Origin of the sequence: Parabacteroides sp. HGS0025, assembly GCF_000969845.1 — a bacterium.
GTDB classification, from domain to species: domain Bacteria; phylum Bacteroidota; class Bacteroidia; order Bacteroidales; family Tannerellaceae; genus Parabacteroides; species Parabacteroides gordonii.
This window is the reverse complement of record NZ_KQ033904.1, coordinates 1-22958: the sequence shown is the minus strand read 5'-3', so window position 1 is coordinate 22958 and position 22958 is coordinate 1. Positions and strand designations below refer to the sequence as shown.

The 22958-nt window shown below is 37.2% G+C and carries 23 protein-coding genes; 6 read left to right on the top strand and 17 right to left on the bottom strand.

The annotated features are described in order from the left end of the window. Positions 1-429: 429 nt before the first annotated feature. Positions 430-1005 (top strand): JAB domain-containing protein, encoded by a 576-nt coding sequence (locus tag HMPREF1212_RS23045; RefSeq protein ID WP_052725101.1) that lies wholly within the window; start codon positions 430-432, stop codon positions 1003-1005. A gap of 57 nt (positions 1006-1062) precedes the next feature. Further along, complete coding sequence (locus HMPREF1212_RS23040) at positions 1063-1278, top strand: hypothetical protein (protein WP_082099978.1); 216 nt, start codon at positions 1063-1065, stop codon at positions 1276-1278. A 182-nt stretch (positions 1279-1460) separates the two neighbouring features. Here the strand turns inward: HMPREF1212_RS23040 and HMPREF1212_RS23035 are convergent, their stop codons facing one another. Both HMPREF1212_RS23035 and HMPREF1212_RS23030 read right to left on the bottom strand, forming a co-directional pair. Continuing rightward, positions 1461-2729 (bottom strand): Y-family DNA polymerase, encoded by a 1269-nt coding sequence (locus HMPREF1212_RS23035; RefSeq protein WP_046151337.1) that lies wholly within the window; start codon positions 2727-2729, stop codon positions 1461-1463. Positions 2730-2839: 110 nt separating this feature from the next. Next, positions 2840-3484, bottom strand: coding sequence for a LexA family protein (locus tag HMPREF1212_RS23030; RefSeq protein WP_046151336.1), 645 nt, complete (start codon positions 3482-3484; stop codon positions 2840-2842). 694 nt (positions 3485-4178) lie between these two features. Between HMPREF1212_RS23030 and HMPREF1212_RS23025 the strand changes: the two genes are divergently transcribed. Together HMPREF1212_RS23025 and HMPREF1212_RS23020 are read left to right on the top strand one after the other, a co-directional pair. Then, complete coding sequence (locus tag HMPREF1212_RS23025; protein ID WP_046151454.1) at positions 4179-4532, top strand: single-stranded DNA-binding protein; 354 nt, start codon at positions 4179-4181, stop codon at positions 4530-4532. Positions 4533-4874: 342 nt separating this feature from the next. Continuing rightward, entirely contained in the window at positions 4875-5483 is a 609-nt protein-coding gene (locus tag HMPREF1212_RS23020; RefSeq protein ID WP_157317123.1) for a hypothetical protein, read from the top strand. A gap of 38 nt (positions 5484-5521) precedes the next feature. Here HMPREF1212_RS23020 and HMPREF1212_RS27440 read toward each other — a convergent pair whose 3' ends face one another. The 15 genes from HMPREF1212_RS27440 to HMPREF1212_RS22945 form a co-directional block, all read right to left on the bottom strand. Further along, the gene (locus HMPREF1212_RS27440) at positions 5522-6649 is read right to left on the bottom strand and encodes an IS982 family transposase (RefSeq protein WP_046151334.1); all 1128 of its coding nucleotides are present in this window, start codon (positions 6647-6649) and stop codon (positions 5522-5524) included. Between the two features lie 271 nt (positions 6650-6920). Continuing rightward, positions 6921-7514 carry a metallophosphatase domain-containing protein gene (locus tag HMPREF1212_RS23010; RefSeq protein WP_046151333.1) on the bottom strand — a complete coding sequence of 198 codons (594 nt, stop codon included), beginning with the start codon at positions 7512-7514 and terminating at the stop codon, positions 6921-6923. Next, the gene (locus HMPREF1212_RS23005; protein ID WP_046151332.1) at positions 7511-8518 is read right to left on the bottom strand and encodes a PGN_0703 family putative restriction endonuclease; all 1008 of its coding nucleotides are present in this window, start codon (positions 8516-8518) and stop codon (positions 7511-7513) included. The genes HMPREF1212_RS23010 and HMPREF1212_RS23005 overlap by 4 nt, the downstream gene beginning before the upstream one ends. 10 nt (positions 8519-8528) lie before the next feature. Next, entirely contained in the window at positions 8529-8711 is a 183-nt protein-coding gene (locus HMPREF1212_RS23000) for a YrrC family ATP-dependent DNA helicase (protein WP_046151331.1), read from the bottom strand. Between the two features lie 141 nt (positions 8712-8852). Further along, positions 8853-9284 (bottom strand): DUF6985 domain-containing protein, encoded by a 432-nt coding sequence (locus HMPREF1212_RS22995; protein ID WP_046151330.1) that lies wholly within the window; start codon positions 9282-9284, stop codon positions 8853-8855. Positions 9285-9286: 2 nt separating this feature from the next. Further along, a complete protein-coding gene (locus tag HMPREF1212_RS22990) occupies positions 9287-9886 on the bottom strand; it encodes an HNH endonuclease (RefSeq protein WP_052725100.1) in 600 nt (199 codons plus the stop codon). 76 nt (positions 9887-9962) lie between these two features. Beyond that, positions 9963-10208, bottom strand: coding sequence for a hypothetical protein (locus HMPREF1212_RS22985; RefSeq protein ID WP_157317121.1), 246 nt, complete (start codon positions 10206-10208; stop codon positions 9963-9965). 1 nt (position 10209) lies between these two features. Beyond that, positions 10210-10704 carry a hypothetical protein gene (locus tag HMPREF1212_RS22980; protein ID WP_157317119.1) on the bottom strand — a complete coding sequence of 165 codons (495 nt, stop codon included), beginning with the start codon at positions 10702-10704 and terminating at the stop codon, positions 10210-10212. A 118-nt stretch (positions 10705-10822) separates the two neighbouring features. Beyond that, entirely contained in the window at positions 10823-11998 is a 1176-nt protein-coding gene (locus HMPREF1212_RS22975) for an IS4 family transposase (protein ID WP_046151327.1), read from the bottom strand. Positions 11999-12182: 184 nt separating this feature from the next. Continuing rightward, the gene (locus tag HMPREF1212_RS22970) at positions 12183-15629 is read right to left on the bottom strand and encodes an ATP-binding protein (protein ID WP_052725099.1); all 3447 of its coding nucleotides are present in this window, start codon (positions 15627-15629) and stop codon (positions 12183-12185) included. Further along, positions 15626-16156: a hypothetical protein gene (locus HMPREF1212_RS22965; protein ID WP_046151326.1), complete on the bottom strand. Its 531-nt coding sequence runs from the start codon at positions 16154-16156 to the stop codon at positions 15626-15628. Before HMPREF1212_RS22965 ends, HMPREF1212_RS22970 begins: the two co-directional genes overlap by 4 nt. An 11-nt stretch (positions 16157-16167) precedes the next feature. Further along, on the bottom strand, positions 16168-18435 hold the full coding sequence (locus HMPREF1212_RS22960) for a dynamin family protein (RefSeq protein ID WP_046151325.1): 2268 nt from the start codon (positions 18433-18435) through the stop codon (positions 16168-16170). Next, positions 18432-19691, bottom strand: a complete 1260-nt coding sequence (locus HMPREF1212_RS22955; protein WP_046151324.1) for a dynamin family protein — start codon at positions 19689-19691, stop codon at positions 18432-18434. Before HMPREF1212_RS22955 ends, HMPREF1212_RS22960 begins: the two co-directional genes overlap by 4 nt. Next, positions 19688-19942 carry a hypothetical protein gene (locus tag HMPREF1212_RS22950; RefSeq protein ID WP_046151323.1) on the bottom strand — a complete coding sequence of 85 codons (255 nt, stop codon included), beginning with the start codon at positions 19940-19942 and terminating at the stop codon, positions 19688-19690. The genes HMPREF1212_RS22955 and HMPREF1212_RS22950 overlap by 4 nt, the downstream gene beginning before the upstream one ends. A gap of 3 nt (positions 19943-19945) precedes the next feature. Beyond that, positions 19946-20497 (bottom strand): RNA polymerase sigma factor, encoded by a 552-nt coding sequence (locus HMPREF1212_RS22945; RefSeq protein ID WP_046151322.1) that lies wholly within the window; start codon positions 20495-20497, stop codon positions 19946-19948. Positions 20498-21770: 1273 nt separating this feature from the next. On the opposite strand from HMPREF1212_RS22945, the gene HMPREF1212_RS22940 reads away from it, so the two are divergent. Next, positions 21771-22334, top strand: coding sequence for a hypothetical protein (locus HMPREF1212_RS22940; RefSeq protein WP_046151321.1), 564 nt, complete (start codon positions 21771-21773; stop codon positions 22332-22334). Between the two features lie 6 nt (positions 22335-22340). After that, positions 22341-22835 carry an SLOG family protein gene (locus HMPREF1212_RS22935; RefSeq protein ID WP_046151451.1) on the top strand — a complete coding sequence of 165 codons (495 nt, stop codon included), beginning with the start codon at positions 22341-22343 and terminating at the stop codon, positions 22833-22835. Positions 22836-22958 lie beyond the last annotated feature (123 nt).

The following is a 22958-nucleotide window of genomic DNA, read 5'->3' as shown; positions in this document are numbered from 1 at the left end:
CCTTTTAATCATGTCAACAAGCAAATGGTTGAATTTGCAGCCTTTGACATTAGAAATCAAATGCAGTTACCATTTATAAAGATTAATCCGGTTATAATAGTTTTCTCTGCTTCCCAAATGCAGCATTATTCTTTATGTCATCTGACGCTGTCTGTTTTCCCTTCATCACCGCAAAGGTATATGTTACCCTCAGAGCACAAAGGTCAGACCTGTGGTTGTGATGCGGAATCTCCACCTTACAGGTAGTATTCGGCTCACAAACCTTTGCTTATTCTTCTTGCAACACCTTTTGTGGCGGTATAAAGGTGAAAACATACCGACGGCGACAGGTGACGGAATAAAAAAAACTGCAAGTGGGGAGAAACCTCAATTCATAAAGGTTCAACACCCGGCAGTTCATGGTTCAAGAATAAATTAATTTCTATCATTATGAAAGTATTATACGCAGCAGACTTACGAGAGTGTTCAAGCAAAGACCTTATGTGCAGAGTTTCAGAAAAAAATGGAGATGAAGTGAACGAAAATATATCTTTCGATGACTTTGTCTTATCGCTAACCCCAGCAAAAAAACGTTTTGCTCTTTCTTTAATTGAGCTTTACAAACGGGATAAGGTAAATAGTGATGCTATAAGCAAAATAACATGTGCCAATGACATATATCGTCTTATGTATCCTCATCTATATGGCGTGAAGGTTGAGGAGTTTTGGGCTATATTTATGACCAATGCGGCTAAGCCTATCAAGGTTCAAAGATTCACTATAGGAGGTTTGACTTCAACGTTGGTTGATACACGTGTTGTGCTTCGTGAGGCTTTGCTTTGCCAAGCTACTTGCATGGCTGTTTGTCATGTTCACCCATCTGGAAGTACAAGACCATCGATTGATGATGACAACATAACAATGAAGATTAAGCAGGTATGCGAGGTGTGCAATGTCCGTTTGATTGACCATTTAATATTTGCAGGAGATAATTATTACAGCTATTCTGACGAGGGGAAAATTTAATAATAACTTTGAGTATAGCCGGTCTTGAGATTGGTTATACTCATAAAAAAATTAGTTATGAGATACAAGGTAAATACAAAATTCGTTTTTGAGGGATACTTCGAAATTGAAGCCGATAATAGAAATGAAGCAAAAAGATTAGTCGGTGAAAATTGCGGTTTAGTTATGGGTGGTAATATTCATACCAATCTTGATGATGAAGAAGTGGATTGGAATTTTGATACACATCCAGATATGCATATAGGTCAGATATATCGGATTAAGAAAGAATAAAGTGAACGTGTGCCATCTGGCGCACGCCAACAAAATATGATGATATTCACTTCTTCCGAAATCAATTATCCCTATTACTCTATTTTTATGAGACTTACAGCTATAGCAATAAGATTTATATATCTGAGCTATCTTATGGATTAACTGTAGTGTTATTAAAGATGTCATTTATTAGGATATGATTATATCTTAATCGTCAGAATCTCATTTATATCAGAAAGATAGTTTCCACTTCTATGGTCACTCTTTACATGCCAGGATTGTTTTTCTAAGCCTTCTACACCAAGACAAAGGCTTTTCAGTCCATAGCGTTGGTTGATGTTGTCAACTACACTCATCAGTTTACGACGTTGTGGCCGATTCTTTATCTCATCAAACAAATTTTGCTGAATAGGAAGTGCTGTACATATATCTCCCAATATTACACCTGCTTTTTTATAGTGAATACCGATTCTATATATAGCCTCCAATAACGACATTGCTGCTTTAGTTATCTCAATCGTGTCTGATGTAGGAGTAAGAAAAGTGTAGGTACTGCCATTGCTATACTGCTCAAGGTCAGTCCTGAAATTGTTGCTGCAAATGAATACTGTGATGCTACCTGATACTGAATCCTGACCACGAAGTTTATTGGCACAACTGGCGGCAAAGCTGGCAACTGATGATTTCAATGAATCCAACTCTGTTACCATGTCTCCAAAACTACGACTGGTGCAGATAGTCTGTTTTTGCTTGACCTCTGATGTGTCAATGCAAGGAATGCCGTTTAGTTCCATCCAAGTCTGAACCATTGCCTTGTTGAAGTGTGAGCGAATCCAGCTTTCTTTTTTATCAGCCAATTCCAACGCACTATGAATGCCATAGTAATTCAGCTTTTGAAATGTCTGTCGACCGATTCCCCATACATCGGAAAGGTTAAATAACTCTAACGCTTTACGGCGTTTGGCTTCCGTGTCAATCATACAGACACCATTATAACCTTTATAATTCTTGGCGAACTTACTGCTCATTTTTGCCAGTGTCTTGCTTTGGGCAATACCCACACTTACCGGCACGTCTGTCCATAATTTTATTTTATTGACAACGTCTCGCATGTACTCCTCAATATTATAGTACTTTTCATAACCATCAAGGTATGTGAAGGCTTCGTCAATGGAATACTGATCTACTCTTTGAACACATGACCGCAATATACTGTTGATACGTCTTGACATTGCAGCATATAGGTACATATTAGTGGAAAATATAGTCACATTGTTGTGCTCAACGATATCACGTACCTTGAATACAGGGTCTCCTCGATGCAGACCTACAGCTTTTGCCTCAGGAGTAAGTGCAACGATAATACCATCATTTGACCCGGTGACGCAAACCGGCTTTCCATCCAGACCTGGATGAAAAACTTTTTCTACAGAACAGAAAAATGCATTTGCGTCTATTAAAGCTATCATATTGATAATTAGTTGATACTACAATACTTTATTGCTATAATACGTATTTATGTATATCCTAACAATAGTAATAATGTGAAAATGTTACTACTTAGATGTTGTAATTAGGATTAGATGTTTGGCTTGTGGATGATGAATGTTACCACTCCCCAAACACTGAATGAATCACCTTCTTTAATTTCCATCATTGGAAAATCTGAATTAGCAGGTACCAACCATCGTTTGCCATTTCTTTGTTGAACCAGTTTTACTGTATACTCTCCATTTAGTTCGCATACAGCTATCTGTTTCTCTGTCGGATTGCGTTGGCTTTTATCGACAATAAGAATATCACCATCATGAACACCGGCTTCAATCATGGATAAACCTTGAACTCGTATCAAATATGAAGAATCCGGGTTCGGACAAAGCATACGCAGCAATTCAATATCTTGTGCCATCTCATCGTTATTCAATGGAATTGGGAATCCTGCTACAATCTTTACATCAAAGAAAGGAAGCGACATAGGTCTCACTTTTGATGCTGCTGTGACTTGACCCAATGAAGATAAGGTCTCTTCATCAGGCAAAGACTTATCTGACTGCATTTGTTTGACAATGCAATCTTTAATGAAATCCGTTTTATTTAAGTGGCTATCTATATAGGTAGCTACTTCCTTATCGGCACGGAAGTTATATTGCCTGCTTGTTCCTTTTTTACGACCGGAGCCTTCTCTACGACCTCCTCTAGTCCCTTTTTTATCTTGTTCAGCCATAAGATTACGATGAATGGTTTTTTCTGGCAGCAAAGTTATACTGTTTTATTGAAATGCGTAATACGTTTTTCATATATTTATGAACAATCTGTGTTTTTGTGGCTTTTTACAGTAAATCAGATGCCCACTGCTTACGAACATAAAGGTAACGTTGTCTTTGTTTTAGTTCTGATTTTCTCTTGACTGGAACTTCCTTCCCATTATCGTTTGTCTTACCATCTTCTTAATTTTCAATTTTGATACCTGCTGTAATTGTTGGCTCTTTCTTTATCGAAACAGATACATTTGTTCTTGTTGCTGCATAGTTTTAATCCATAATTCTGTGTAGCACTCTTTATCTGGTATTCCTACCATTAATGCCAAATTGAAGCAATGCTGTATGAACTTCGAGATTGCATCCTGCATCTATCCACTCCTGAATTGTTTTGATTTCTACTTTCTCATCATGATATTTTTGACGAAGCCCCAATTGTTTTTACCTGATGCAAAATTAGAGTACAGCACAACCGCTGGTTGCTACGGGTCGATTTTACAATCTTGAACAATAGGCTCTGTTTGCTCTATCTTCCTTTTTTCTCCAGACCGCCAACAGAAAAACGAGTATAGGAGCTTCTTCTCTTGTTGCATCCCTCTCTCTGCACTCTTTGATGGCATCGTTAAAAAAAATATGTTGAACTTCTAAAAATAAATGAAGATGAAAAAGATCGAGAACAGTTTTTGCGTGAGTGGATTTATTGGTCAGGATGCTACAATCCGTGAGTTTCAAAATGCCAGCGTTGCCAGATTCAGTTTAGCTGTCAGCCATGGTGAAAAGGATAAAGAGGGTAAGGTCCAGTACACCTCTGCATTTGTAAACTTAGAGGCATGGCGCAAGAACGAAGCCAAGTCTTCCTTCGACATTTTGAAGAAAGGGACACTCATTACCTGTCAAGGATATCTGAAACCTGAAACTTGGACAGGTGAAGATGGTAAAGAACGTAACCGTATTAATTGGGTAGTAACAAAGTTCTATCCTGCCGAAGAGATTGAACAGGGAAAGAAAGGCTAAACACCTTTCTTATCTCTCATAAGGAGCGGTCTTCGGATCGCTCTTTTTGTGTATTCTCACATCTCTTTTATAGTTATACTTTTATAATTGTTCTCCGCACAGAACTACAGTATTGCCACACTAATACGTAGCCAATACAGGTTTTATCTGCCTCTTATTTCTGCCGCAAAGGTATGTCCGCCAAATTCCCACCAATGAACCTTGTATGTTTTTTTAATTTCCCTTTGGTCAAAAAAACATGCATGAACCCTTGGCTTGAAGAAATTTTCGGCGAACCAAATACGGCAGCATAATAAGAGGATCAGATAAACCTCATTAGTATTAACTTTTAAATTATATGTGATGGCAAATGCGTGTATTTCAGAGTATAAGCTCTATGGAAATAAGGGAATGATAAATCAATTATTCTCAAAGTTTGAGAAGATTTTCCATGCTGACAGAAGTGAACATGCCGATAGGAAAGGTACGTATCTTCCTATGCCTTGGTTGGGATATGTAGTAAAGGAGATTTTGGAGTTAGACCCGGAAAGGGATGACATCTACTGCCGAGGTATAATATCTTACATTGACGAAAAGGTAAGAAACTGCGATGATGATACTGCTTTTTTCCAAATTCAGACAGAAACGGCTTGGGTTCCCATGAACGGGGTATTTAAGCTGATAGAAGAAAAATTTGGTATAGAGGTTTTCTATATCGCTGAAGAACTGGCTATGGGAATTTTTGAAGGAAATGATACAGAGGGTCGTTTCTTTACAGACCGCTATATATTGGATGATACAGAACTTGATATGGACTATTTTGACAGTTTTGACGATTTGGCTTCTGTTATCAACGACTTGATAGGAGAAAAGCCAAATATCTTTGATGATATTCAAGGAATAATCTCCAAACATGAGCTTGATGAACGCATCATGGTTTACGAAATTGAATATGTTTCCCTATCTGATTAGAAACATACATATATATAACAACCTACCCGTTGGCGGAATTAAATAAGCGCATATTTAAGTCTGCCAATAGGTTTGTTGTTAATGTGGTTTATATATTGAAGGATTGTAAATGCACTTATTTTCCCTAGTATTCTGGTAAACAATCCTACTGTATCTTTAGCATAATTTCTCACTATCATGAACTGATCGCATAGTTGTGAGAAATCCGTTTCGATTCTTTTCCTGGCTTTAGCAAATGGGATGAATGTAGGACTCCAGTCCTTTTGGTTCAGTCTATATGGAACTTCAAGTCTTATATTTGCAGTCTCAAACAAATCCAGTTGCACATTCTTACTAATATATCCTCTATCTCCGAGAATGCTGCAGTCATGATATTCATATTTGATATTTTTAAGATAATTGATATCGTGAACACTTGCTTTTGTCAGGTCAAAGGAATGGATAACTCCACTTAAACCGCAAATAGCGTGTAATTTATATCCATAGTAATAAATAACACCTCTTTGAGTTAATTCTTCAAACTTCTCATAATTGATATAGGCACGATCCATGGCTACAATATCACCCTTAGATAGCCTGCCTGGACGAAGCATAAAAGAGTCGTTTGTTGCTGCAGATGTAAATTTAATATCAGAAGGTATGCCTTCGTTGGCATGTATGACCGTGTGAACCTTTATTCCCCCTTTCTTCTTGCCTATTTTAGGATGACGACCTACACCTTTGAATATCAGATTAGAGAACAAGGAAATGGTGGTTGAATCTATAATCTGTAGCCGCTTCATCCACTTAGGGGTCTTACGGCTTCGGCTGTCCGAGCAAAGTCGAGAGTGGTAAGTAGTATATAAAGAGCGATATATCTCCTCAAAGATGGCTTCAGGACGTCTTTTATTGGCGTCAGCCAGCGTACTTCTTCGGGGCATAGTGACTAGACGCAAATGAACTAGTTTGCGAGCCTCGGCTAACATAGAGGTGGATATCTCTCGTAAGGAGTCAAAACGCATAATGACTGCATAGAGCATCACTACTAGGTGAGACCAGCAGTTAAAGCTCTTGACGTAGCGCTCACCATCATGCTGCTGGCTAATTTGAAGAATTTTACTACGATCAAGCAGATTTATGACTTGACTATAGAGCGGCTGTCCGCTAAAATGTGTACTTTTACCCATGGTTATGTTGTTGGTGTGGTAACTTACAAAATAACCATAAAGGGCTGAATCCACAAAATGGAAACAGCCCTTTATTATTTCAGCTTAAAAAGTTTCATCGGACAGCAATAAATTCCAATACAGAATACCACGACCGGATTGTCAAATTAGTCAATGATAATGCTCACCGCTTCTTGGAGGCAAGGGCGTCAGCATAAATTTCTTTTATATCTGTCACACTCCGACTTTCGCCGAGAGGCGTAGGTCGGAGTTACTTGGAGTATTTTGGGAGTTATATCTCTATCAGATTAGCATCATTGAGTTGAGAATAATCTACGTTCATAATGGCACCATTGGAAAACGTGATAGCGTTATTATGGGTAATTCCATGCTGTATATGGATATGCCCAAACAGGTGTAGCCGTGGGTGAACCTGTCTTATCCGTTGCAACAATTCTTCCGAACCGTAGTTGATATTATCGTCAAAATCCAATATACCGTATGCAGGGCTATGTGTTATCAATACATCTGTATCGAGCGGAATTCCGGCATAGTTCCGGCTTTGTCGGTCACTGATGCAGTCACTCATAAACATAGGCACACCGTAGAACTTCAAACCTTCAATTTCTATCCCGGAATTGCATAGGTAATGGACATTGTTATCAAGACCATTGATGTTAGCTTCATACAGACATTCATCATGGTTGCCACAAATGAATATCTTGTGCGGATATAGGAGGTCGCAAAACCAATTCAAGAAGTCAAGGGCTTCATTCTCGCTTCCTGCCATGGTGAAATCGCCCGAATGAACCAGAATGTCCGCTTCGGGAAGGTCATATAGCCGATGATGGCAACTATGAGTATCTGAAAGATGCAAGATTTTCATCTTATGATATATCGTCTGTTAAGGTAATCCATCCACTCGTTGAGATGGGGAATTTCGATTTCACTCAGACACTTCTGCATCAAAGGGAACAGTTCTTCGTATGTGATGTGCTTGAATGTTTTCAATCCGTCCGGTGTTAGTTTGGATTCATATTCGTTCCAGACTTCCGAGAAATGCCCGTTGTCTCTTGGGTAAACCGTGAGGCTTGTAAACTCAGAAAGTTTATCATCTGGTTTTTCACTCAATCCAAGTACCATGGATGCGCCAAGAATATGGTTGCGCCATATCTGGCGATAACGGTTGGCTACTACATGGGGCACCATTCTCTCCTTGTCTTCAAAGGGGACATCTGCTATAAACTCCGGTTTGAACCAGCCGCAAGCATTACTTGGGTTACTGTAATTGCCGGCAAGATGAATACCGGAAGCGTTGTGTGTTTCTTCCCATTCCTTTGTGCCACGTTTGATGGGATATTCCTTTTCCGTATATTTTACTTCAATGCCAATACCGCCTTTTTCATTGAGATTTGCTCCCTTTGGAATGTATTCGATATAAACGTCAAAGGATGTGCCATCGACAAGACCTTTCGGGTTATACTCAATATTTATCTTGCTGATGGCAGCGATTCGCTCTTCTCCGAGAATACAATTGAACAGTCGGGCTGTTCCATCCAAGTCATATCGCAAAGGAAAGAATACGTTGTATGGGATGTGTTCGCTACGCAAAAGATTTGTAACCATTTGCCCTTTTGTCAAAGAGGCTTCTTTGTTTACTTCTTCTGTTATCTCTTTTCGGAATCCGCTAAAGAAAATTCGATAGAGGTTATTCTCATCACGGCAGTCCTTCCAAGTTAAGGAACTCCTTACCTCAATCTTATATTCCTTGCCATTCTTCCGAATAGTACGGATTGGGAATCTATCAGCAGCAATGTTAATCTCCGGGTCATTGACCTTGAAATCTATTTGATGCTGTCTGGCTATAGCCTTAAATTCAGAGTGTTTCATAATCTACTTATTAAACAATATCCACCTTCCAGTCACCTTCACATAATAAAACACTGGCTGCAGGTACTTCCAACAGGTTTCCCGCAAGTGTCAAAAGGTCATTGTAACCTTTTACTTTGACCTTTATGACCGAGTACTCGTTTTGGAAATTCTGGTACGTGATACGTTCTATTATGCAACGAAGTTTCTGCATGCCAATGTTATAATGGGTCAATCACATTACCTTTTGTCTTTCCGCCAAACGCTTTATGAACAAGATAATGTGATTGAATCATTTGAATACATAATAATAGTAATAAATAAGCTTGCTAATTAATTATATCATCGTATAAACTTAAATCTTTCGGTCAAGTAACTCGTCACTATATCCAATCATGACCTCTTTATTATTGATAAGAATAGAAATCCCATCTTCATTCCAATCAGTACAGCATTCTATAGCATAACTTCCGTCTTGAAAAAAGAGAATTTCCTCTGGTTGAACATGTTCGGGAAATTCGTTCATTACCCATTCAAGGCTTCCGGAAATTTCTGAATCTGGGTCATCAGATATAAACTGTGCCAGTTTTACTTGAGTTTCCTCGTCGATAGCAGAAATGGAACTCTTGAAACATTTGTAGGCTTCTCTTTGCTTTTCATTAGGTTCCTGATTGGGATAACTTGAAGTTCTGATGTCAAGATTATAATTTTTACCCCAAAGAGAAATAGCTTCTTTTTTGATCCAACCGTGGTTGAATGTCAGATTACCAAATACTTTATCTTCCATGATTATTTTGTTTCAGATTGTTTACTTTTTAATACGGAAATACCTCCTGTATGTGGAACATTATGATGTATTTCACGAGGAACCTTTTCCATCGTTTTGCAGTCTTGTTTCTCATGCCATGTGTAGTCATTGTCTGCTCTCCATTGTTGTACTTCTTCTACTGTACAACCCCTTTGTTCTGCTAATTTTTGGTCAGCTTGATCAAAGTTTCCGCCTGCACCAAATCTTCTAGTTGAGAAATCATCTATTTCAACAGTACCTTTTGATACTTCTGAAAAATCTGGTTCTCCATCTTTGAATGGAATACCATCAATTCCATGCTTATCCAAAATATCGCCCCAAGTTTGCCCTTCTTCATTAGCTTTAGTTGGAATATCTACTCTATCAGGATACCAATCAGAATTTCCTGTCTCTCCTGACCATTCACCAGTACGAGGGAGTCTGTTGCAAAATGTATTTTCCCCAAGTGAGTTAATCGGTTGATCAATTGGGGCAAAGGATGTTTTAATATCTGACGGTGCTATTTTCTCAGCCTGTTTCCATAAATTGGAAAGCTGATCAGCCATCTGCTTTGCACTTTCAGGATTTAGAAAATCTACCATATATTTATCTATTAATTTGTAGTTTATATTCTATATTTCTTTTCAAAAGCCTCAGGTATAACTCTTTTGATTTCGGCTAAATTTGGAGCATATAAAAAGCTAAGATAATAGCTGGTGCTTTCATTCCGAGACTAATATGGAGAGTATTACTATCAATCCCTTGATAAATAAAAGAAGGAAAAATTCCATAACTAATCCAAGCATGGAGCATTTCTTTAGCTTCACCATCGAGAAAGAGAAGTCTTCTGATTGTTTTATCCAATTCAGGAGTATCCTTGTACCCATCGTTGAGCAATGCTGTTTTTATCTCTGTATAATTCATATTATGCCCAATTCCCATTTATCATATCTTTGTTAATTTCTCGAATTACAGTACTTCCTGCATAATTAGCATCAATCTCAAGAGGATTATAGATATATCCCCATGGATCATACACATATGGTGCACCTAGAGTATACTCTTCATGTCCTGTTTGCCATTCTTTTTGCACGTCTTCAGGAACTCTGTGTAATCCCTTTATAGTTTCATACTGATATTGATGACGTAATTCATGAGTGATGGTGTCTATAAGTTCGATAGGAGAAATCCTATTGTCTTTGATATAATTGTCATTCAAATATATACTGCCGTCACCATTATTATATCCTAATATACAAGATTGCATTTCCTCAAAGAATACGCCTCCGTAAATCTTTAATTCAAAAGCTTTAGCTACTTGATTTGCATATTCTTGAATCATCATAGTTTTTGATTTGGATGAAAGAGAATCCCAATCTCTAATTATTTCAGGAGAAAAGACTTCTTTGGCGGCTTTCACACAATTTGATATACCGAAATCCCGAGTCTCTGGGGAGGTGGCTTGTTCTTTTAAACAGAATAAATCACCACTCCATAATTCTTTATTTCTAATTAGTACTGATGCGTTAATATTTTAATTAAAAATCAAATAAATTGAGTTCTTTGACATTTTTGTTTTGATTGAGTGGTTCAGCAAGAGTTAGCAACTCCTTCATGTCTGTTTTTTCTAGTGCGGAAACGCTGAGTAATGTGGCGCACTCGGTAATCGTATATGGGCTTTTATATGTCGCCTTAATTCTTGCAACTACAAGATAGGTACATATTGCCATCCATAAGTGAGTTTTGACCGCGTTCTCTGTATATCCCCACAAAGTCTTGACTGTTAGATTTTGTTTTATCCATTTGAAGAACACCTCGATTTGCCACCGATTTCGATAGATATTAGCGACTTCCAAGGCGCTGATTTCAACATGATTGGTAATAAACCTAAGTTCTTCATCATTTTCAGAATCGTAGTATTCTACCATTCTGAGACTTTGAGGATATAAACGACTAGATTTATAACCTGTAAGTTTGATGAGATAATCGCCTCTAAGCCCTATCGTCTCGTCCAAATTGTAATTCTTCTCAAGAATATCAAACTGCATATTATCTTTCGCTCTAGTGACAAAATAGGCATTGCATTGATCCATACGGAATAGAGCAGCAAAATCAACATAGGCTTTATCCATCGCATAAATAGCAAATGGTATTGGTTCCATAATGTCAAGTGCATTGCTGTCATGCCATTTGCCATGGGTAATATGAATGAAAGTAGGAATGCTACCTCGCAAATCAAGAAGCGTATGCATCTTGACTGCACCTTTAGAATACTTGCCTAAAGCCCATGTGAGTAACTTTATACTACAAGATATTGTAGTAGAATCCAATGCGAATATATCGTAATCAGGTAGAAACAGTCCTAAGACTGGTTCTCTTGAATACATTGGACGCACAATATCAATAAGCACGTGTCCTAATCCCTCATAAATGCGATAGTCGCGTCTCTCATTTGCACGAGATAGTGAAGATTCATTTACCGTTTGACGAAATCCAAGGTGATAGAGGCTTTTTTCGTGTGCTTTCAGGCACAAGCAAATATCGCGCAATGAATTGCAAACGGTTAATTGGCCAAATAAGAGATGAAGTAGTTGGTTGTAACAACTCAAATTTCTAGCATGGAAGTCTCCGTTATACAGCTTGACTAGTTTGTCAAACTCATATTTAGGGATAAATTCAACAACCTGCGAGAATATATACTTGCCTAAATTCATAATTTCATGGTTTTAAGACCACAAAATTATCCACTCATTTCAAATCAAAAAATCAAAGAACGCTTGTAATGTATTTATATATAATAACTTAAGTGTAATCAGGTGCAATTTATTGCATCACTAGTAATTTCTAATATCAGAATTAAATGATGAGAAAAAATGTCCAGGAGTTAACGACATACTATTACTTTTTTAAAATTGAACGAAACTCATTTTCCCAAACATTAGCAATATGGCGACGAGTTGGGTTTCCTTCTCCCCAATCTTCCATAAGACATTGCCTAAGATTGAAGTTTATACTTTCGGTAGTATCAACCTTACTTTTGATAAGAACATCTAACTGGTTGTTGAGATTATTGAAGTCTTTTGCTTCTGCTGCGGCTTTTTCCACATCAGACTTAAGACCGAGAAGTTGTGTGATAATTTTTGCCAGTTCTGGAAATTTTTCATCTTTCCAAAGCGTAATTGAGGATGTCTTCTGGTATCCGCTTATGAGATTAATAAGAGTAAGTCGCATTTGATTAGAAAGTCGCATTGTCTTCACAACACTCTTGAGATCATCAATCAATTCAATTCTTTCTGAAGCAAGAACTCTTCCTCTTATTAAAAAGTTTATTACCTGTGATAAAGCATTTTCATTATCAAAGTAATCAGTAGAATCTTCCTTTTGAACATACTTTATTCTTTCACCGTCATATTGCTTAACTTTACACAAAACTGGACTTACCCAATCATTTTGATAAACTACAGCCACTCCTGTGGGAAGTTTAGCTATTTCATCAATCTGATAATCCTTCATAGCAGCAGCTTTACCGGAAATTCTACGGTCATCACCATCAGGAAGGCGCATGATAATTTTAGTATTGGTATTTTTAATCGCTGCAGGATCAACCGAAGTTGGAGATTGATCTACAATAATGAAACCTTCACCGTAAGTTCGCATTTCAGCGATGGCATTAGTTATCATTTCAACAGATTTTCCCATTACATTAGAGCCTTCCATAGATTGCTCTGTGGAAGTCCTTTTGAGGATATTGTGGGCTTCTTCAAGTACAGTAATATGTTTGAGATTAGAGTTTGCATCTTTCGCAGACACCATTCTGTATTCATTTAGCCTCATAATGAGAATACCCATAATCAGCGCTTTTGTTTCCTGCGATCCTATCCGACTTAAGTCAATAATAGTATTATCATCAAATAGAAAAGCATCTGAAAGTTCTTTGACTGAGAAAATTTCCCCATTGATACCATTTGTTAACGATTCAACTCGGGTAACCAAAGAACCTATATAGTTGCCCTTCACCTCCTCGGAATAGGCCGATGAATTAATGGCTTTCTCTAGTTCAACAAGAAGGTCATCGAATGACGGGAATAAATCATTATTGTCTGAATACCTGTTGGTAGAATGATACAAGTCCCAGCCGCAATTTTCGTAAGATTTTAGTATCGCTTTTTTGAGAACGGCAGGCATCGCTGCATACATAGGCCAACAAACATTGAATATTTCGGTAAGTCGGTCTATATGTTCGAGGACATGAATACCTTCTGGAAAGCGGAAAGGATTGATGCGAAAGAGTGGAGTTAACATAGGATTTGTCCCTAATATGTTGACATTGCCAAACACATCTTTATATTCTCCCTTTGCTGGCTCTATAATAAGAAATTTGGCTCCAGCTCTTTTGGCTTCGTGAATCAGTTTATAAACGGTTTCACTTTTGCCACATCCAGTTGAACCTGTTACGAAGATATGTTGAGTCAAACTTTTAGCATCAAGATTAACTTCATTCTTGATTCGTTCAATACCTTGGTCAAATATAATTCCTAACGGAAGAATACGTTTTATCTCTTTGCCATAATGTCTTACAACTTCTTTAGCAAGTGAAACATGTTCTACTACTGGTAATCCGGGAACTGATTTGCGAGGTAAACTTAACATCATCGATAGTTCCTTGCTGTTGACAAGAGATGAATTTTCCACAGGAAAAGTTATATTAATTTCATCCTTGGAATACTCAAAAAGCGGATGACGAAAACTGCAAATAGAATTTGCCAACTGCTGGAGTGCATAAGAATTGCCACAGTTGTCATCTCCACACCATGTATTTACAGCTGAGGATTCTACTCCTGATTCTTCTCCTTGCATAATGGATTTGAATATTGATGCTCCAGTTTCAGCCGATGCAACATCATTGTCAAATGAGAAGAAATAAGCAGAGGTTGACCATAAGCCAGTACTTTCCGACATTGCAATCCTATCAAGTTGCTTATCTATTCTTTTTTGCAACTCTTCAACATGCTTATTATGAAGTGTCAAAGTAAAATTCTTTCCACTCTGTATTGTTGCGGTACGTCCATTTGTTTCATTAAAATTCTCAATATGAGAAATAGCATGAGCATCGTTTACATTGGTCGAGTCACTTTTACTATCTCCATATGTATCAGTGGTCCCCTTTGTAGTGGTCTTACCTGCTGCTCCTGCAGCAGCTAATCCAGAGCCAACACCAACGCCGGCAAAAGCTAATCCGGCTGGGATTCCTATACCTGTTGCTATTAAAGCAAAACCTCCAGCCGCTGCTAAAGCACCACCAATAATACTTGACGCTTTAGCAAGTGTACTTTTATTCGAAACACTTTCATTAGTCGAATTGGAATGATTAGTGCTCTTAGTGTGAGAAGAGCCTTCGGTATGAGTATCAGTTACACCATTGCTATAGCCTTTACTTCGGCTGATTGCGTTTGCTAATGATTCGTTGGTACTATACGTTAATTGCTGTGTGGCTACTGCTGAAAGTTGTGTATAGAGTGTTTCATATTGAGTCCTCATTTCAGATATAGTTGCCGATGTAAGGTTAGCCGCCAAGATAATAGAGGTATATCTCCGTCCCTGCATAGCCATTGCTAATTTCTCAATGCCTTGGACATAATTTGAGTTGTTATATGTGCCATTTTCGTCTTTAAAAGAAGGCACACCAACGCAAGAACTAACAGAAGTAGCTTTATGTAATTTATGAAGAAGACGTTCTTGGTCAGAGAAATTCTCACCTTGTTCCACGATAGAACAATCCTCCAGCATAATTCCTGGAAATTGCCCCTGTAATGAGGAGCGGAAAGTTTCGGCGACAGAACGATCCCCTTTTTTTTCATCATTGTTCCGAACACCAAGATAGAAATCAGTGTGATCTACAAAACCATCTACTATTAAGAAAATAGAACAATCAGCATAGGTCATAGCACTAATGGCACTGATGAATTTTTCGGTAACAAATTCATCTTTTTCATATACCATCTTCTTGATTTTAAAAAGAATAATGCCTTTACCAATTTCTTTTTCAGAAAAAGGAAGAACCTTTAGATTTGTAAGTTGCGTTAGATATTCTTTAAGCACAACATCGTCTACCATAGCCATAGCATTACCTGCAGTTCTGAGGTATTCTTCAATTTCCGCTACATTTGACGAATAAAGTTCATGTTTAGAGGGGTATTCACTAGCTTCCGTTGGATTTGTAGAATTAATAGAAATCGGTTCTGCCACATTTTCGTGAGAGAAAACTGAATCCTCAGATATATTGGACGTTGGAGTGAATACCGTTTCGCTTGGGCGTTTCTTGAATTTATCGTGAATCGTACTCATTTGCGTATATCATTAAGAATTAGAAGAACACCTCCAATTAGAACAGTACCACCGAAGATCGTAAGTAGTGTTTTCCCAAAGCAAATGCCAGCAGCTGTCAAAATAGCGCCACCAGTAGTTACTGTAATAGAGGTAGGTTTTACTTTACTTTTTTTTCGTGTTACTAGCATAGTATCAGATGCTGGTTTAGATGAAGATTGTTGTTCTTCCTTTTCCAACGTTTCCGCTTTTTCTTTACCAACAACTTCTATAACAGCTTGATAAAATGCAAGTTTTTCAACAGAAAAATTTGAGTCAAGATCATTCTTAACCTTAAATAGAAAGGCTTCATTCCAGTCTTCCTTTGGAGGAACATTATAATTAGCTTCTTTATTCTCTTCAAAGAGATTGGGTAATTTTTCTTTTGCATAAATCAGCATTTCAGCGAATGTTTTTCCACGAGGATCAAGAAGAAGCTCGTTTGACAGGGCTATGCGTACTTTACCCACGTTACCGTCTTCAACTGCTTTTATGAAATGTTCTTTCATGTCTTACTAATTTAGAAATAAATTAATTTATTAACTCGTTCAATAATTTCCTCCATCCATTTAAGGTTGGAAACTTGGCGATTTATTTCAGCCTGAGTTCTATTGGAGGATTCAGTACTTAGCTTGAGTTCTTCAAGCTTTTTGCAGAGCACATTGTCTATCTCAATAAGATAGTCTTTAAGATGTTTTTTAATCCTATTTGATTCTGACTGGGCATGAGAATATGCTGCGGATTTTGCATCTCTGAGTTGCTCCTGTAAAGGCTCTAGATAATCTGCTATGACTTTAGACATATTCACATATTCAATATTGTTTGGTATGTGAACAGTATAAGATTCTTCACGGGTTTCATACCGTTCAGAGCCCCAAGTCCATGGGGCAAAAAGCCAGTTAGTTTTTCTTTTTCCACGGACGGTACGAGTTCTTTCTTCGTTATGCCCTTCATCAACTGTGGTGCTATTTTGGTCCATCAATCGATTTAGATCATCAAGTTCTTCAGCGACAAAATCCAAAGGATGAAGGAACAGCTCTTGATTACTTGCGGTAATACCTAAATCAGTCAAATGACCTTTATATTCATCAAGAATTGTCTTATAAAGTGTCTTAAAACCACATTCAAGTATAGTAGAAATTCTTGAATCTAATTGATTAAGGATTTCTAGGCTTTCTTTTTCAACATCTTTGATTTTATACAAGGCTTCCGTTTTCTTAACTTTATCGCTGTTGTTAAAACGGAAAATGATCTTTTCTATTTTTGTTTTAGTTACATCAACGTAATCATCGATGTCGTCTTTGACATTACTAGAGAGATCTTCTTTGTCAATAAGACGAGACAATGTTTGAGCGGACTTTCCTGATTCGATACGATTTTGAATATCTGCAATCTTTTGGTCAAGCTTAACTTTGAGTTCTTTGTTTTTGCGAATATTTTCTTGCAGGGATGCCACTGTACGGAGTTCATTTAAACGGTTATTAAATGAGTCTACAAGGTCTTTTACTTTCAGTGCACGGGCATATTTGTCAATGTAAAGGCCAATCGCTGCTTCAATAGAGACTATACCGCTGTGGATTTCTACAGCTTCTTCTGGGGAAAGTTTCTCAAGCATACTGTCTATATCATGTTTAGCAGACACAGGAAGATTATTATAGGAATAGTATGTGTCGAATCGCATTTCAGGATATTCCTGAACAAGGGGACCAAAAACAGGAAGTACTTTGGGAATAGCTGGCTTATTTCTGCATTCAAGCGCAGCAAGTGCAGAGACAGGAAAAAGATTAGGGGAGAGAATGTGGTAGTCTTCTAGAACTTCACGAGCTGATTTCAAAGCATCTTCCGGATTTTCATCTTCTGGATTGAAACTGTCCATTTGATTAATGGCAAAAATGTATCTCTCGCGAGACTGTTTACCTCCTTTATCCATACATTCACATACGTAATCCATAAAGTTCTTTTGATCATCAACATTAAGCTGACGCCCGTTCATTACGAATAAAACGAGAGATTTATCCGAGTCCTCAAGCATTTTGTACGTCATGTGACGGTGATTTGCATCCTGAGAGTTATTAGGTCCCGGAGTGTCAACAAGAACAAGTCTCATACCTACACTATCTACGCAAGGGATTCTTCCATATATGTCTATTGCAGAAATAGAGGTGTCCGTATTCCATTCGCGCATGGTTCGGTACACAATGTTGGGATCTTCTTTAAGTTTGTTACCTTTTGAATCGTATGCGATAGCTGCAAAATTATCTTGGTCAGTATCAATTATGCGAACAATAGTAGCAGTAGTTGCCATATTTGCAACAGGCATCAATTTTTTATCAAGAAGGGCATTAATTAATGTAGACTTGCCAGAACTCATAGTGGCAACTACGTTAATTTCAAATTCTTGATTTTTAGCTTTTTCAAAAGCATTTAAAATTGATTTGTCACGAAGCTGTTCAACTGGTCCTTTTTTTATTTCATCAAACAATTTGTCTACCTCAATTTCAACATCGCTTACACTTTGTTGGAACTTAGGAAGTAAGTTACAAGAAATCTGACCGAAAGACTCAATTGAACACTTCAAATCATTATAATCAGTCTCTGTGCCAATAAACTCAATTTCATAGTTTCGGTCACTACATTCTTCAATGAGTATTTCGGGCAGACGAGATGACCACTCTTGTATCCTAAGTTTCCCAAAATTCAACTTGCTATTGGCTTTGGGCTTTTTACCATCTATGAGAATTTCTGTACTCAGTAGATAGGGATTGTATTTTATTTTTATTTGTTTCATTGACTAACAATTATTGATTCTAAATTAGACAAACCGGAACGAGCAAAGAAATCCTCATCAGCAGAACAGACACCAGTACCATACATTCCCATATCAAAAAAGGTAGTAGACATTTGTGCTTTGAACTGTTTTAACTCCACCTTCTCTAAAGGAGTAAGGCTTTCAAAACACTCTTTTTTGAGAAGCCATGCCATCTTTGCTGATATCGGAACGACCAATGCATCTGTTTCTCTTTTTTTTAGAGAGGCTTTGAATCGTTTCATAATCATTTCTATAGAGTCGTCTTCAGGGTCGAATCTATCAAGCTGATTCAAAATAAATATCTTTTTTTTCTTAGGTATTGATAAAACCTTATTTATCATGAAGGCTTCATCTTCATTCTCTATATATGGCGCATTGATTACACAAATAATAGAATCATAAGTACCATTCTTGATTGCAGATTCTGTAATTATTCGATGTGTCTCATCGTATGCATAATTAAGTCCGGGGGTATCTATTAGAACGAGTGGACTTTCGGAAAGAGTTCCAGAGAATTTGATAGAGATTAAATGCTTATCAGTTTGCGATAAATCTACTTCTTGCGTTTTTTCTATATAAACTCCATCAGAGTAATACACTCCATCATCTATGGGACGATTATATAAATACCATAAAGTCGATGTACATGCCGTGGATTTAACTTTGGCAATTCGATGACCAACAAGAGTGTTGATAATAGTCGACTTTCCGGCACTCATTGTGCCAACAATAAGAATTCTTTTTTTAGGTTGAGAGTTGAATTGCTGATCGATTATCTGATTTCTGATAAACTCTGATTGAGTATTGTTTGGAATAATACCATTTAAAAAGAAATCACATGCGATATAATGTTTCTTCTTTGATGCTGGAGTTATGGCTTCCTTGATTATTTCCTCAGAATCATTTGTGAGTATACCAGTAAGATTGGCGATGTGATAGAAATCCCACCAAAATGGTTCATTCATACGGAAAAAACTTAATCCTTCTCTACATAATGATTGGGCTTTTCGAGCATTTCTCATTTTATTGGAGCATGCCCAACCTTCGGGGAATTTATTTCCCAAAAGAGCTTCGCACATATAATCATAACAAAATCTTGCTGTTTGATTTTGTTTTGCCAAATGAGATAACATGTCCCCAAGTCCTTGAAGATATTGCTCCTTATGTTTTTTGTTTAAATCACTGACAGGATGATTATTATAAATCAGGGATGATGTGATAAGACTTTCAATCATACAATTTTTAATGGGTTATCATCAGGATTTCCTTTAAGTTCTCTCCATTTATGAAGATCTAATAAATACTCTTGACAAGCTGGAATTTCTATTGGTTTCACCGTTTCTATACAAGTTCTTATTTCCTTTATATCATTCATTATGTTGCCAAGTTCACTATTCTTTATCAATTGAAACCTATCTTTATACACTATAGACTCCAAAGGTGTAAGTTTCTCATCGAAATAAGATGCTAAAAGATTATCTTCCATACGCTAATTTGTTAAAATGACCTTTAGTTGTGCTAAAGCCCGCCTATGAAGGTTGTACAAATTTGATACATTTACCCCTAATTCCACTGCCACTTCTTCATATTCTTTGTCTTGCATATCAAGGAGAATAATTGCTTTACGGTATCGGGGATTTGGCATTTTGTTCAACGCTAATTCCAAATTCAACCTATCAATACAGGAAAACTGAGAGATGAACTCCGGTCGGCTTTCTTTTATTAGAGCCTCAGAAGATTCGTTTTCTATCAGAGAATCTCGTTTCTTTATAAAAAAGCGTATTGAGACAACGCTTAACCAAGTCAAAAGGGTACTTTGAAAATTAAAACTTCTGAGTTTTTTCCAATTGTCAGTTACTAAATACGAAAACAACTCATTAAGGACTTCTCGTTTATCAATCTTTCCGCCAAAAACAGAATCGACAATGTATAGTAAAAGACCAGAGCACTTCTCAAAGAAAAAGTACTCTATTATTTCTGGATTGTTATGAATTATTCCATTAACAATTTCTTTATCTGTCAATTTATCGAATCCTTCCATGTCTAAGTGTTAATATGCTTGACATTTATTCTTGTATAATACATACAAATATAATACAAATAATTGTGTTATACACTATTATCCTTAGATATGTATCAATTTGCATTAATTTACTCCTAAGTTTAAGCTTGAATTGATGATTTTAAATGCAAGAGACGTGTCGTTTTTCCAAAGTAGATTGCGAAAAACATTCTTGTTACCAGTTTGAGCATCTTGGTAGAAGTCGTTTTATTCGTGCAAAAATACTACGAACAGGAAGAACGTCAAGTATCACTTATGTTTTCGGTCGGAGGGTTTGCCGGCAGCCTTCCACAAATTTTCTCGTGCCTCTAAAATTAGGGTATTCCGTCTGCACTCTCTAACCTCACACTTGTCACCCGTTGGCGGAATTAAATAAGCGCATATTTAAGTCTGCCAATAGGTTTAGTTTATTGTTTATGTCAAAATCATTCAGAAGGGACAGTCTATATCATTGTTTCTTGACGCTCAACTATCTGGAGAATTTATGAACTTGATTTACTTGTTAAAGTCAGAAACAAAAACTCGATATTTGTGACGTTACTGATTTTCATTAGTAAAATCGATTGCCCAAACACATATTTCCCGATTGCAACAAAGCAGTCGGGAATTTCTGTTTTAAATAAGTAGGTATAACATCAAGCCCCTTGCTTATATATAGCCAAATGCTTCATCTTAGATTGACTTCTATGTATGGAAGTCTTAACCATTTCCTCTTATAATTGTATAAACTCCTTTATTTATAGACACGTCCCACACCTGTAGCTTAATGGCGAAATAGTTAGGCGATATACATCTCAATTCTTTCGAAGAATGTTGCCAAAAGTTCAAACGCAATAAGGCCTGCATTTATGCACGTTGGAAAGCTCACGGCGATAGTATCGCTCTTCGCTTGTTTCCAATGTGTATGCATTACTGCCACATTGCTTTTTGTTTGAACTATCTATTCCGCTAAACGCTACACCCGCCCAATACTTTTATAATTGTCTTTATACCTGATTAGTCTGCCACTTATACTAATTACGTTGTAATTCATCCTGCCGCCAAGAACATTTTTCTGCAAAGGTATAAAGTGCAGCCGTCCAACAGCAAATCTTGAGACCTCATTGTTTGCAAATCTTCCTCCCAGAAATGGGAGCGTATTTACATCTCCATATTTGCTTTATGGGCTGCACTTCCTTTGCGTGGCCGAAAAATTTCCCTTGCAGCAGAAGCTGATTAAACATAGGGAATTGAAACTAAATATTTCAAAGTTATGGCAAAGGTTGATGAAGTCAGAAGAAGGTTTTGGGGCAAGGTCGTTACTTGTTTCGCATCTTACTATCCATGCAGAATTAAAAATGTAGGGTTGGATGGAGAGAATGTAAGAAAGCTCGTATGGAGTTTCAAAAGTGGTGAGAATACCGAATATGTCGCACAGAAAACGGCTGACGAACTAATAAACAAGTATGGGGATGATATTTCCGGTATTGTGTTCGTTTGTGTTCCTGCATCGTCAAAAGAGAAGAACGAAATCAGGTATAAGAATTTCAGTAAGAGAGTATGTGAACTCAGTGGGGCTATAAATGCCTATGACCATGTAAGAGTGGTAAGTGAACGTCCGGAAATACACAAGCATCGTAAGCAAAGAAAGAATGCGGCTGATAACGTGGAAAGTCTGGAGATAGACAAGGACTTTTTCAATAAGGCAAGGTTTTGTCTATTTGATGACCTCCTTACGTCCGGAGCAAGTGGTGCCGCTCTATCAAATAAGCTTGAACAATATGGTGCGCAGTTCTTAGGCTTCTTCGCATTGGCTAAAACTACATATAAACTATAATTGGAAATGGAAAAAATATTATTCGACAAGGCTCATTCAGTAGCCTTTACAGGACATCGCTTTATCTCTATGGATAAACAGAATGAATTGAAACAGTCATTGCAAGCTGCAATCATCGAGCATTACAAAAGAGGCATTCACAATTGTATCTGTGGAATGGCGTTAGGTTTTGATATGATGGTGGCTGACATGGTTCTTTCCTTAAAATCACGCTTGCCATACATTCATCTGACTGCTGTCGTTCCATTTCGTAATCAATCTGAAAAGTGGAGTGACAAGCAGAAAGCAAAGTATAATTATCTACTATCACATGCAGACCGGATTATTATACTCAGTGAACAATATTACAAGGGGTGTTTACTTCGTAGAAACGATTATATGGTTAATAACTCATGTGGTGTAATTGCCTATTATAACGGAGAACATAAAGGCGGAACATTCTACACATACATGAAGGCAATGTCTTTAAATATCCCGATAGTTAATATTATAGATACTTAAAGTGTTGTATCTCAATAGATACTACTATACTTATTCGCTATATTACATTTATATGCTTAGTAGTGAATATGTATATATGTATTTGCTAAATAAAGTGAAAGCATGAATGTTTATCAACTATAA